Here is a 13,302-nt window from a genome sequence, read left to right as displayed (position 1 = left end):
CATGTGCAGAAAGTATGGACGCAACAAACGTGAGCTCTAAGCCCACGTCAGTGAGCGAGCCAATCACACTCAGGAATTTTCGTTCTGGGTGCCTGCCGATGGCATGGACGCTGCCAGTTGAAAATAACGGCGAACTCGGTACACCGCCGTTTTGTGGGCAGCTGTAAGGGCGTGCAATTCCGCCTGTCCCAATTTGACGCTCGTTTTCGTCAATGCGCAAGGAGAAATTGCGGCCCGTGAGAGCGCTCGACCATACTGAATTACCCGGTGCGGTTATCGTTTGATTCTCGCGATGCGTCGGTGGCCGTACAGACCTCGAGCGCATGTCTGCGCATTCCAGGGATGGTGATCAGGTGTTCCAGGCGATGGTGATCACGGATTCCAGCGATCGTGATCAGGTGCGGAGGCGAACACGACTGACGGGTTTATGTGTGCTGGAAATGGTCTCCTGGTCAAGGCTGGCGGGTTGGTTCGGAGATCGTTCCGGCGGTCCATGGGAGGGCCCCGTGCGCGGCGCGGAGTGCCCCCACGAGCGACGTAGCGACGCGCGCGGGAGGGGCCTGTGGGCCGGCGGGGCGATCGTGCGCGAGGTGCTCACGGTTTTTTCTTTTCGCCAGCCTGACGCCGTAGACTGTCGCCTTTGAGCTCGAGGCGGTGCGCATTGTGAATGATGCGGTCCAATATCGCATCGCCAAGGGTGGGATCGGCAATGACGTCGTGCCATTGCGACACGGGGACCTGACTTGTGATCAACAAGGATCCCTTGTCGTAGCGATCATCGACAATCTCGAGCAGATCGCGGCGCTGGTCGGCGGTGAGCGGTTCGGGTCCCCAGTCGTCGAGGATGAGGAGATTGACGCGTTCCAGGGCGGCGATCAGGCGCGCCAGACGGCCTTCGCCGCGCGCCTGGGCGAGATCGGCGAACAGGCGGGATGTTCGCTTGTAAAGGACGGAGAAGCCGTCGCGGCAGGCCTTGTTGCCGAGCGCACAGGCAAGCCAGGACTTGCCGGTGCCGGTTGGGCCGACGATGACCAGGTGGTTGGCCTCACGGATCCATTGGCAGGTGGCGAGGGTTTGGAAGAGCGAACGGTCAAGGCCGCGAGCGGTGCGATAGTCGACGTTCTCGATGGCGGCGACTTGACGGAGCTTGGCACTGGTCAAGCGGCGCGTGAGGCGGCGGTTGTCGCGGGCGGTGACCTCGCGATCGACGAGGAGGCCGAGCCAATCGGCGTGCGGCATCCCGGCCGCCTCGGGGTTGTTCTGCAGTTCAGTGAGGGTATCGGCCATGGCGGCGAGGCCGAGGGCGCGCAAGCGATCGACGGTGGGATGAATAAGCATGCTGATCTCTCCTGATCAATTGTAGTAACTGCGGCCACGGATGTTGGCGTGGAAGAGGATGGGCGCCTCCTCGGCGGGAGGCGCGGTTCTGTCGGTGCCGTTCTTGAGGATGGCGGCGACCGATTTGTACGAACGGGCGTTGAGCAGGAGGGCCCGGGCGCAGGCGGCGTCGACGCGTTCCTGGCCGTAGCGCTTGACCAGCCCGAGAATGCCGATCGCGGAGCGGAAGCCCTGTTCCGGATGCGGCCGCGACCGCAGGATGACGTCGATCAGGGTGTCGGCGTCGGGGCCGACCTTGGCGGCTTCGGAACGAATACGCTCATGGGTCCAGTCACGATAGCGGCGATGTGAGCTCGGCATATGCTCGGAAATCGTGGTCGGGCGATGCGGCAAGGTGCTGCGCAGATGCGAGGCCACGCGCTTGCCACGGAGGAAGATCTCGACGGTCTTTTGGGTGATGCGAGCCTCGACCTCCTGATGTACGAGGCTGTGAGGGACGCTGTAGTAATGCTTGGCGATCTCGATGTGATAATCGAGGTTGACCCGGCAGCGCTTCCACTCGGCATACTCGTACGGTTCATCCAGCAAGGGGGTGAGCGCCGGATGATCAAGCTCTTCGAACAGGTCACGCCGACTTCGCCCCCAGCTCCGGAGAGGTCGATCGTTCAGTTCGACAAGGAGGCTGTGGATCGCCTCGTTGAGGGCGGCGAGCGAGAAGAAGCGGCGGTTGCGCAAACGCGCCAGAATCCATCGCCCGACGATTTGGACCCCGACCTCGACCTTGGCTTTGTCGCGCGGCCGATACGGCCGCGCCGGGACGATGGCGGTGCGGTAATGGCGGGCGAGATCGGCATAGGTCCGGTTGACCATCGGCTCGTGAAAGCAGGCCCGGGTGATGCCAGCCTTCAGATTATCGCTCACCGTCTGCCGGGCCACACCGCCGAAAAAGGCAAAGGCCCGAACGTGCGAGGCGATCCAGTCCGGCAGGCTCTGGGTGAGGCTGGCCTCGGCGTAGGTGTAGTTCGAGGCGCCGAGCACGGCGACGAAGATCTGCGCGCTGCGCACCTCACCGGTGAGCCCGTCAACCACCTCCATGGTGTGGCCGGAATAATCGACGAACAGCTTCTCGCCGGCGACATGAACCTGGCGAAGGGTTGGCTTGAGACGGCCGGCCCATTCCCTGTAGCGTTCGCAGAACCACGCATAGCTGAAGCTGTCGGAGTTTGCGTCGCAATACTCCTCCCACAACAGCATCAGCGTGACGTTCGGGCGCCGCAGCTCGCGATGCACGAGCGCCCAGTCCGGATGCGGACGCTCGTCGCTGGGCCGATCGGAAGGCGGCGGAAACAGGCGGTTCTCGAGCTGGACGTCGTCATCCAGCTCCGTTGGCAACGGCCAGGTCAGGCCGGCGCGGCGGGCTCGGTTCACGTACTTGCTGACCGTGCCCTGGGCCAGACCGAGGCTGCGGGCAACGGCGCGTTGCGACATGCCGACGCTGTAGTGCAGGCGTAGAACTTCGCGAATGTGGCGCATGGACAGTCTCTCTGTCGGCATCTCGATCCTCTGCTGTTGGGCAAAAGACCGAGCTACCCCGGTTGCAGACTGTCAGCGGTGGATGCCTCCTGGTTGTCCCCGATCATGATCGCTGGAAATAGCGATCACGATCGGCTGGAAACGGTGATCACGATGCTCTGGAATGGGTGATCACGATGGCCTGGAATCGGTGATCACGATCGGCTGGAACGCGCACATGTCTCCGAGGAGCCTGTCTCCTAGATGGCAATCACTTCTCCGCGCCACCGACTGGTGCGCCGAAGGCGCGACGCCGACGAGCTGAATGGTGCAAGTGTGGCGCCTTTGCTTGTAGCTTTTCTGGACGTCGCATCGTCAACACCATCACCGATCAGTCGCAGCTAGATCCGTTGGCTATAATGGACGAACGCGGTTGGCCTTTAGGGGCTCTACCGTGACAAGCCAAAGAGAATGGCTCAATATCAAGGTTCTCCTCGGGATAACGGTGCGCTAAGCGAGAGGGGGGGGGGTATTGTAGCCCGCTGTTGACTTTGTAAGCTCATGCCGGCGGCAACTCCCACGCCAAGAACATACATCCATCCCTCGTGAAAATCGAATAAATGCGAATTAAAGAGGGAGCTGGTGATATTCTGAATCACTATAAGGAGTCCCACCCAGCTCGCCATTCCATCTTCGCGAAACAGTAACAGATGGGAGATCCACATCGCATAGAGCGAAAGAATCCCGATCACGCCCCATTGGACCGCGACGTTTAGCGTCTGATTGTGCGGGTTCTTCGTCACTTCGGCCGCCAACCCAGTCTTTCCGACGGCGTCGCGTTCGAATAAAATCCTCGTGGATCCGGTCCCATTCCCGAAGACCGGAGCATCCGCGAAGAACTTGAGCGATTTTTGCCAATATTCCAACCGCTGCCCGGTTGATAGCGGAATGTTTTGCTTGGAGTATTCATATTCGGTCCAGATGTCTGCGACGCGGCTCCTCAGATAGCCGGAAGTGAACCAGACGGTAATCGCAATCGCAATAACACCAGCAAAGAGCAGCGCTGATTGGCGACGGTCGAGATATCTTAGCGCGAAGGCAATGAGCAGCACCGGAACATACACGAGGGCTGCGCGCGCCGACACGACGAAGGCCATGTTAGCGAAAAAAGCCAGCATCAAAGCGGCGCACGCCGCAGCAGCGAAATAACGGCGATGTTGGCAAAAGCCGATAGCCCAGGGTGCGAGCGCCACCATGCACAGCGCGAACTCCTGGCTCTGATCAATATAGTTTCTGACGGGGACTCCCACGCTTTGAGTAGCAGTCAATTTCAACCCTGGCTCAAACAGGACCATCCATGAAAGCCCCATGAGCAGCGCGCAAGATGCAACAAAAGCGATGAATACCCAGCCGCCACGCCGTGATTCCTGAAGGCGGTAAATGAGAACCGGTATTACGAGCAGCTTAGCAACTGGCTTTAAGCCCTGCAGCTTTGCTGGCCAAGAAGCGTCGGCCCAAAGTGTCCCTACGACCGCGATCAAAAACATCGTAAGCGGCAAGAAGCAGAAAGGACGTTGAAGCAGACGGAGGAACGGTCGAACATCGCCTGTTGAGGTCAGGGGGATTAGTGAAAGCAACCACAGCAGCAGTAGGATCGTGAACCCAGTTGTCGACCAGGGCAGCATTGAAGCGGCCAGAACCACGAGCACATCGGCGTACCTAGATCGGGCATCTGGACCGCGCCAGGAGCCGATTGGCGAAGGTTTGGAAACCGCTGATTGGACGTTCGTAACTTGGGTCATGTTCTGGGAGGGACCGTTAGCTGAATTGCACGGAAAGCGGGCATCCGGAATGCTAGAAGAAATCGATCGGCTTCATGTTGGGCGCGAGATATTCCCAACTATCAGCCGGCCGTTCATTCACAGGGATCAGCATCACCCCGGCAATCGAACTGTCTGGTCTTTCTCGTCGGCTTATCTGATTTGCAGAAGTGCAGGGTCGCATATATTGAGTCATCCCGACATTGTGTCATCCCCACGTCGGTCACCACTGCGATAACGATGACTCCGATGGCCAGAGCCGCAACAAGCCCAATCCAATTCATAACTCTATGATAAAAGCCGTTCGAGGAAACCGTTTACGTTCGAAACGACGCTGCGCCTCTGGAACGCTAGTGCGCGAGTGAAGCGTGGTGTTCAGGACGCTCTCCATGTTCAATCAGCGCGGTTAATCCCTGCTCGTAGCGTGACAGCATGCTGCGTGCGTCGAGGTTCTGCTCGGCGCTGCGTCTGGCGGTCCTCTTCATCCGTGCTAGCAATTCTCGATCAAAAGCTAGCTTCTCGAGCCTCTCTACAAACTCAGCGATCATTCGCGGCTGACAAAGAAATCCGTTTAGGCCATCGTGCACGAGCTCAGGCAGCCCTCCAACGGCGGAAGCGATAACAGGAACGCCCAGCGCGAGCGCCTCCAGGACGACAACTGGTCTCCCGTCAAGCCGCGAAGGCAGGACAAGCACATCATAGGATGCTATCCAAGGGCGGACATCTTCCACACCACCGATGAGGTGAAAACGGTCGCCGAGGTTTGCGCTTGCAACCGCATCCTCGATTTTTGATCGAAGCGCGCCGGCTCCGGTCATTACAAAGTGAATCGGTAAATGCGATGACTTTTGCGCAATTTCGACAAAGGCAAGAGGGTCCTTCTCGTCGGACCAACGCCCCGAGAAGCCGACAATGAGTTCATCTGGCGCTGCGTTCAACGAGCCGGTCACGGAAGCGTCTCGAGGACGCGGCAGATATTCCTGTAGATCGATCCCGCTGGAGATCTGCAGGACGCGGTCCCGTGACTCCCCTGCGTCCATCAGAAACTGGAGGACCTCCTTATTCTCCACGAAGTTAACGTCGATAAGCTTGGCGTACTTCCTGTTGTTCTTTGTGTGGCCGATGGTGTTGAACAATAAGTCCGCCACTCTGATATTCGGAAATTTTGCGCGGACTACGGGGAGAAGATTGTACATAAAGGCGCTTCCCGCGATCCAGATCACGTCAATCTCACGTGAGGCGATCAGGTAGGATACGAAGTCCGGCCATCGATCAGCAGCAAGGAAACGAGGCAAATGAAATATCTCGGCGGTTGCCTGCTCGAACCAGCTCGTGGAATCGCCGTGCTCGTGCCCAGCCTCGATGGAGGTAATGACCGTTACTCGCCACCCTTGTTTTGTAAGATGGGCGACAACACCGCTCAGCAATCGCTCCGCACCCCCTATGAGGGTAAACGGAAGCGCGAGCAGGATCCCAGGCGTTCCCCTTTCCTTCGCGCACCGTCCCAAAAAATTGATGAGTGGGTTCTCTGCGCGCCTATCGGCTGCTGCAGCGATCCGCGAATTACGAAGCGCAGCCGGTGTGACGAGGTCGCCCAACGCCTGCCGGATCAACTTACGATGAACAGCCATGGTGTGCAGGTCGGACTGTGTACTGAGGCTGGGCCCGTGGCGGCGGTACAGAAAGAGGTGCTCGTTTGACATGTTATGGATTCGGGCACCCATTGCAGCTAACCGCGCCCAAAAGAGCCAATCCTCATAGACATGCCCAGTGACCGCGCGATCGGTGTCGCGATAACCGCCCGCTTTCTCCCAGAAGCTCCGGCGAAACACGCCGCATGTCAGAACATGATTGCCTTCGAGCATGTCGGCAAGCAGAGGCTCGCTGAGGATACCAACCCTTTCATCAGTGCTTCCGAACTGCTGCATGGCGCAGGAGACAACGTCGAATCCATATGTCTCCAGCAGGAACACTGCTTTTTCGATATATGTCGGCTTGAGCAAATCATCAGCGTCGAGGCAGCATATGTACTTTCCGCGGGCCTTGCTAATACCAAGGTTTCGATTTGCGCCGACCTGATGTGCCTCCATCTGGGCCACGACGGTCGTCTTCGGCCGCTGCAAGCCTAATGTCCGCGCTTGAGATGCCGGGTCTGTGGAGCCACCTTCGACCACGATCACCTCTAGATTATCGAAGGTTTGCGCGAGGACGGAATCGACTGCCTCTTCAACGAAATGACCGTAGTTGAACGATACGACCACGACCGAGACGAGCGGTCGCTCCCGCGGCCATTCCTCGGTCTCATCAGCGCTCGCCGGTACATATCCATCAAGACCAGTTCGCTCGTCGAAGACGAGCTTCGGAAGCGGGATTTGGATTGCGGCCCGTTCCTCCTCGCGAAGTTTTCGCCGAGAGGCAATTGCTTCCGATAGCCGTTGCCGAAGCTCGAAACTTGCGGCCCACTTTACAAGCTTGAGAGCTTGGCGGGCCCTGCGAGCGAGCTGCGGAAATCTATGGCCCGCTCGCCGCAAGGCCGACGTTGATTTCCAGATCGTGCTGCGAAGAATGAGGTCGATCTCGGCACGCAAGGCGGATGCTTGATCTGTCAAGCTCCTAACGCTCTCTTTTAGATGTGCCACTTCCAGCTCTTTTGAGTGTTTCTCGGCCTGAGCGGCTCGATTGAGTGCGACATAGCTTTCCTCCAGAAGTGCCGCGTGAGCTGCGAGGCGTGCGCGATCTGTTGCAATGGCACTGTTTTCCTCGGTAGAACGCGCGAGCCGGTTGGAGAGCGAGTTAATATGTATGGCCAGCTCTTGTACTTTTAGTTTTGTATCCAGCTCCAGCGCGGAGTGCGCGGCCGCCGCCCGATCGATCTCGCCGGATAGAGACTTTATGCGCGCGCTCAATTCCTGGGATCTCTTCTGGCTTTCGCGCGCCAGAGCTGCATAGTTTTCGGTTTCCTGATTTAGCTGATCGGAGAGTCGTTCGATCTTCGCTTCCAACCCCTCGGAGTGAGCCTTGCTAGCGTCCACTAGCCTCGCATAGTTGGCCGCCTCTTCATTGAGCTGATCGGACAGCCGTTCTATCTGTGCTTCAAACGCCTCCGAGCTAGCTTGGCTCTCGCGTACCAACCTTCCATAATTGTCGTTCTCGTGCTGGAGCCGACCGGCGAGCCGCTCGATCTGTGACTCCAACGCCTCCGAGTTAGCATGGCTCTCCCGCGCCAGGACAGCATAGTTTGCCGCCTCCTCTTTGAGGTGATCGGAAAGCCGGTCTATCTCAGCTTGCATTGCTTCAGCCGTGGTTCTGCTGTCGCTTACCAGCGCATCGTAGCTGGCTGCGATAGCATCATGTTCGCCACGTGACGTAGCAAGCCTCCGCAGATCGGTGGTCCAGAGCTGTTCAATTCGATGGAGCAGGGGCACATCCAAAGATGACCGCGCCAGATCTGGCAGGCCAGCAAGAAGATCGGGCGTGCTCCATGCCCCGTGGACCAACGTCAATTTCTGGCGGGCCGTGCGTAGGTTCTTGTCCGAGATACGGCCGTCAGTCCCCGTTAGGAGCGCGAATAGATCCTTGATGTCATTAGCAAGCGAGCGGTCGCCAAAAACGATCCCAATAAAGTTCGATGCGAAGTCCCGGATATAGATCTCACCACCAACCATGTGAAATCCGAGCGCCTCTACCAGCAGACGCAACGAGTCCCCTGATGGATAAAACACATGCTCTAGGGAACTCTCGAACCAAACGCGGTTCTGATGAGTTTCTGAAATGTAGGGCACTTCGAACACCAAAATGCCGTCTCGCTTGAGCAGAGCGAGGGCAGCTTCAAATCCCCGACGAAAGTCGCGAAGATGTTCAAAGACGGCGACTGCCGTTACGATGTCGAATTGATGCGCATATCTTTCCAAAATGCCCGGGTCGAGTAGATCGCGGCCAAGGATCTTGATGTTGGCTTCCGCGCACTGCGCTATCATCCGCTCATTGACCTCGATGCCGTGCAGGTCAAAAGTGCTCGGGAGCCACTTAAGAAGACTACCATCTGCGCAGCCTACATCGAGAATCTTTCCGCCGTCCTTGAGGCGACAGGCCAGCTCGGCGGCCCACGACAGGCCATGCTCGGCCATCAGCTGGTAGTCATTGTAGCCGACGGTTTCATCGAGTGAGCCATAGTATGCATCACCGTAAAGCGATCCGAGGTCGTCGGGTATGGCTTCTATGACGCCGAGCCCGCACGCGTCGCATCGAAGGACTGTGACATTGTCCTTGCGTTTTGCCATCAGGCTACACTTCTGTCCCTGACACGCATTGCATCTAAAGCCGGAAGGGATATGAATATTCATGCGATCGACGTGCCCTCTCGTCGCATGCTGCTGTGTCGATTCGAGGTCATGAACGTGACGCCGTACCCATCAGGAGGCCATTTCATTGCTATAGGCCGACAAGATTTCGGCGACAGACCCGACAGCTTTAACTTGCCCGCCGTCGAGCCATACAGCCTTGCTGCACCACGTCCTACAAATCTGTTCGTTGTGGGAGGCGAGAACAAGAACGCTCGCGTTCTCCACGAAAGACTCCAAGCGGCGTTGGGCCTTCGCCAGGAAACCGGCGTCGCCCGCTAGGATCCATTCGTCCATCAGAAGAATTTCGGGCGCGAAGCACGTTGCCACCGCGAATGTGAGTCGCGTCAGCATACCCGAGGAGTAGGTGCGGGCCGGCAATTCAAGATAGTCACCCAGCTCTGTGAAATCCGCGATGTCCGGAATAAGTCGGTCGATCTCGTCGGGGCTCAGGCCCAACAAGAGCCCGCGGAGCCTGATATTATCGAGCCCGCTCAGTTCCGGATCGATGCCAAGTCCAATGTCGAACATCGGCGATATTCGCCCCGAAACACGGACGATGCCCGATGCTGGCTCGTGGATTCCCGCCATGACACGCAGCAAAGTCGTCTTGCCAGCTCCGTTTGCGCCCACGAGTGCGACGCGGTCGCCAACCGAGAAGCTCAATGACACATTACGTAAGGCCTCTACCACAAGTCGGTCATTCGCATCGCTCGCAATTCGTCCCCGCGATCCCCGGTACAGCAGACCCTTCTTCAGGGACCGCGATCCCATGCTGTAGATCGGGAATGAGACACTGACGTTGTCCATTGCCAATCGTTCGACGTTTGCGTTCATCAAATCCGCCATTTCAGACCCAATAGGAAATGCGCTCGCGGAATCGGCCAAAGAACAGCCCGACCCCAACAACATTGACGAGGGTTATCGCGATGACCGCGACGTAAGTCTGGGCCGACGGAACGTTGCCCAATAAAGGCTCTCTGACGATCTGAACCAGCTGGTAGAACGGATTCCACTCCGCGATGAAAATCCGCGTCTTGAGCACTTCGGATTTCCACATGATGGGGGTGATGAAGAACAAGATTTGGACGAAGGAGCCGATCACCTGCGGAATGTCGCGGAAGCGTGTCGAAATCATTCCGAGGAACAGAGTTGCCAATGCGCCATTCAGCGTAAGGAGTAGAAGGCCGGGAACGGCGAGCAATCCAGTGAGACCCGGCCAGATCTGGAAATACGCAATGACGCCTAGGTAAATGACGAAGTTGTGCGCGAAGATGATGACCTTGCTCCAGGTTGCCCGACAAACATACGAGCTGTAGGGCAACTTTATCTGCTTGATGTAGGCTTCGGACGCGACGAACAGCGCGCCAGCCTCGATCAAGAAGCTGGAGAAGTAACCCCAGACGAGAAAGCCGACGCACAGATATGGCAGAAAATCATCGACGGGGGTCTGAAAGATCTGCGCGTAGAGAAGCCCCAGCGAGACGATCATAATGGCCATGCTCACTGTGAGCCAAAGGGGCCCGAGAACCGAACGGCGGTATTTCTGCAGGATGTCATTCCAGCCAAGGCGGATCCAGAGTCGCCGCTGCTGGATGGCTGACACCACATCGGCGACAGCAAGCGACGTGCGAGACCTGCGTTCGGTTACTGTCATGCCGCTTGTCAACGTCCGCGCTCCGCTATTGCGAATTCGCTTTTCTGTCATACGGAGCGCGTCCTTATTGCAGTCTCGTGTTGACGGCTGATCTAGTGGCATTGAGCACGTGCTGAAGACCGTAGCGCGACCAATCCGATTGCGAGGGGCGGACAACTTACGTCTCCAGACCATGGTTCGGGCTGCCATCCATTCCGGTCTTCTTTCCATAAGCAACGTTACGAACTGTGACGATCGAAAGGCGCCTCAGGTACTTCAATATGGTCCAGGCAATGAGAGGTGCGTACTCCCACGCGCGGATCAGCCCTTCTTTCCATAAAGCGAGATGTGTACGCATCTCGCCAAGCTGCATCGTATGTAATCGACTACTTAGTCCCGATGCGCCGAACGCCGGCTTGTGCGCTCGCGCGAGTGTATGATCCATACTCACCGCAGGCACGCCGGAGAGCACGTGTGCGGCAATGAACCAGTAGTCTTCGCAGGCATAGGTTGGAGGAAAATGATGCCTAAGCGCGTGGCGGTGGATCACGAGTGTTGAGATCGGAGCCACGTTGGACGTCAGAATGGCCAGTCGAGTAATGCGTCTCGCGTGAACCTGTCCGTTGATGCTTGGCCAGGTCGCGCAGGCGAAACGTTTACGATGTGAGCTGATTGACGGCGCTCCCGAAGCCAGCATCAGCTCCATTTGAATTCTTAGCTTCTCTGGATGCCATTCGTCGTCCGCATCGAGAAAGGCAATAAAGTTCTCTGAGCTGGCCAAAATGCCGGCGTTTCGAGCTGCGCCAGGACCAACGTTTTGGGAGAGCTTGATGAGCTTGATGGGCTGGGCGAGGTACTCAGCGCAGATCTTATCCGACGTGTCCTCGCCACTTGCGTCATCCACCACGATCACTTCGCGCGGTTGAAGCGTCTGGTTCGCCACGGATGCGAGCGCACGCTGCAGCGCATCGCTGTCGCGGTAAGTCGGAATGATTACGGTGACCGGTGCCGTGTTCAAAGTGCCACCTGTCCAGTTTCGGACCGCGCAGCAGCAAGCATTTGGCACAGAATCGCATCAACATCCGGAGGCGGGATCACGATCCCTAGTTTCCTCAGACGGGTCGTGTCACCGATGATGATATCGAGATCACTCGTTCCGTGCCGCTCTACCTCAATCTCGTGAGCTACTGGTCTATCGGCGACCCTCATTAACCGGTCGACGAGATGCTGAACGGTGTTGCCGATTCCCGTGCAAACATTGACGACCTGTCCGACCGCGCCGGGAGTTTCGGCCAGATCGATGAGAACGCGTGCAGCATCAGCAGCGTCCAAAAAGTCGCGCACGGCGTTCAGTGGACCGGTTCTCAAGGTCCTTCCCGGGCGAGACGTCGCTGCGAGTTGGCTCACGAAATTGCCCAATGCTGTCGTACGCGGCGCTCCGGCTCCGATCGGATTAAAGAGCCTGGCCACGACGACGGGTAGCCCACGAGCGTGTGCGGCCAGACCGTGATGAGTTTGGGTCAGTTTAGAAATGCCGTAGAGGCTCAACGGCATGCAGGGATCAGTTTCCCGTACGATGCAATCTCTATGTGTTGAGCGGCCATATTCCGCAGCACTTCCGACCAACACGACTGTCGGCGGCCGATCTAGACTCAGTGCTGCCTCAAGAAGATGAACTGCCAGGACGACGTTAGCTTGATAGATATCTTCTGGTACGTCTGAGCGCGTCAAGCCGGCCAGATGAAAAATCAGTGATGGGCGCACCTTATCCAAGATCACGCGCAACTCGTGCCGAGTGGGTGTCCTGGAAAGCAGAACGTCGGCGGAGCCTGGCGATCTGCACAAGGCAACGGCCTTCATGCCGCGCCTTATCAGCTCGCGTTTAACATAGCGCCCAAGAAAGCCAGTGGCTCCGGTGACCAACGCGACTGTCATTGCGGGCCCTGCAAAAACAGTTCTCGCTTCTGCTCAAATAGCTGCTGCGCTGTTGCGTAGTCCTCCGGCCGACCGATATCGAGCCATAAGCAATCCTGTGTCCGGCAAATCACGGATTTTCCAGCTTCCATTAGAAGCTGCATAAGCTGCGGCATGTCGAGAAACTTGCCGGGTACCAGATGGGGGGCAACCGAGGTGCGGTTGAGCACATAGAGCCCCATGCTGACCAAATGTGAGTAGGTGGGCTTTTCGCGATAGCCGGTAAGCCGCATGCTCGCATCAACCTCGACCAGGCCAAAGTCTATCCGTGTGCTCCGCTCGTATACGGCGATCGAAGCAGCCGTTGGTTGCTTGCGATGCTCCGCGACCATGTGCGCTATGTTGAAATTCGTGAGCAGATCCCCATTCGCGACGATAAAATCGTCGCTGAGCCTATCCAGCGCATAGGCTAGCGATCCTGCTGTCCCAAGTGGCTCATCTTCCAAGACATAGTCGATCTTCAAGCCAAATTTTGAGCCATCCTCGCAAAACGCGCGGATCAGGTGGTGCAAGTGATTGACGGAAAGAACGACTTCCCGAACGCCGGCGGCTTTCAATTGGCGCAGCAACAATTCGAGTACCGGCAGATCCCCGAGCGGGACAAGCGGCTTCGGAAAGGAGGCGGTGAACGGCCTTAGGCGCGTGCCTTTACCGCCCGCCATAATGAGGGCTTTGGTCATCA

The 13,302-nt window shown here is 57.8% G+C and carries 9 protein-coding genes; all 9 read right to left on the bottom strand.

From position 1 onward, the window contains the following. Positions 1-594: 594 nt before the first annotated feature. Complete coding sequence (istB, locus tag BLV07_RS01595) at positions 595-1,338, bottom strand: IS21-like element helper ATPase IstB (protein WP_091878737.1); 744 nt, start codon at positions 1,336-1,338, stop codon at positions 595-597. 15 nt (positions 1,339-1,353) lie between these two features. Continuing rightward, positions 1,354-2,892: an IS21 family transposase gene (istA, locus tag BLV07_RS01590; protein WP_091878735.1), complete on the bottom strand. Its 1,539-nt coding sequence runs from the start codon at positions 2,890-2,892 to the stop codon at positions 1,354-1,356. 440 nt (positions 2,893-3,332) lie between these two features. Further along, positions 3,333-4,553, bottom strand: a complete 1,221-nt coding sequence (locus BLV07_RS01585) for an O-antigen ligase family protein (protein ID WP_244550939.1) — start codon at positions 4,551-4,553, stop codon at positions 3,333-3,335. 467 nt (positions 4,554-5,020) lie between these two features. Continuing rightward, positions 5,021-8,950 (bottom strand): glycosyltransferase, encoded by a 3,930-nt coding sequence (locus BLV07_RS01580; protein WP_176945284.1) that lies wholly within the window; start codon positions 8,948-8,950, stop codon positions 5,021-5,023. 132 nt (positions 8,951-9,082) lie between these two features. After that, a complete protein-coding gene (locus BLV07_RS01575; RefSeq protein ID WP_176945283.1) occupies positions 9,083-9,847 on the bottom strand; it encodes an ABC transporter ATP-binding protein in 765 nt (254 codons plus the stop codon). A 13-nt stretch (positions 9,848-9,860) separates the two neighbouring features. Further along, complete coding sequence (locus BLV07_RS01570; RefSeq protein ID WP_091880254.1) at positions 9,861-10,619, bottom strand: ABC transporter permease; 759 nt, start codon at positions 10,617-10,619, stop codon at positions 9,861-9,863. 205 nt (positions 10,620-10,824) lie between these two features. Continuing rightward, entirely contained in the window at positions 10,825-11,664 is an 840-nt protein-coding gene (locus tag BLV07_RS01565) for a glycosyltransferase family 2 protein (protein ID WP_091878726.1), read from the bottom strand. Continuing rightward, on the bottom strand, positions 11,661-12,581 hold the full coding sequence (locus BLV07_RS01560; RefSeq protein WP_091878723.1) for an NAD-dependent epimerase/dehydratase family protein: 921 nt from the start codon (positions 12,579-12,581) through the stop codon (positions 11,661-11,663). The genes BLV07_RS01565 and BLV07_RS01560 overlap by 4 nt, the downstream gene beginning before the upstream one ends. After that, positions 12,578-13,300, bottom strand: a complete 723-nt coding sequence (locus tag BLV07_RS01555) for a nucleotidyltransferase family protein (protein ID WP_091878720.1) — start codon at positions 13,298-13,300, stop codon at positions 12,578-12,580. Before BLV07_RS01555 ends, BLV07_RS01560 begins: the two co-directional genes overlap by 4 nt. Positions 13,301-13,302: the final 2 nt, after the last annotated feature.

It is taken from the genome of Bradyrhizobium sp. Rc2d, assembly GCF_900099855.1.
Lineage (GTDB): Bacteria > Pseudomonadota > Alphaproteobacteria > Rhizobiales > Xanthobacteraceae > Bradyrhizobium.
The sequence above is the reverse complement of the archived record's forward strand: the minus strand, read 5'-3'. Positions and strand labels throughout refer to the sequence as shown.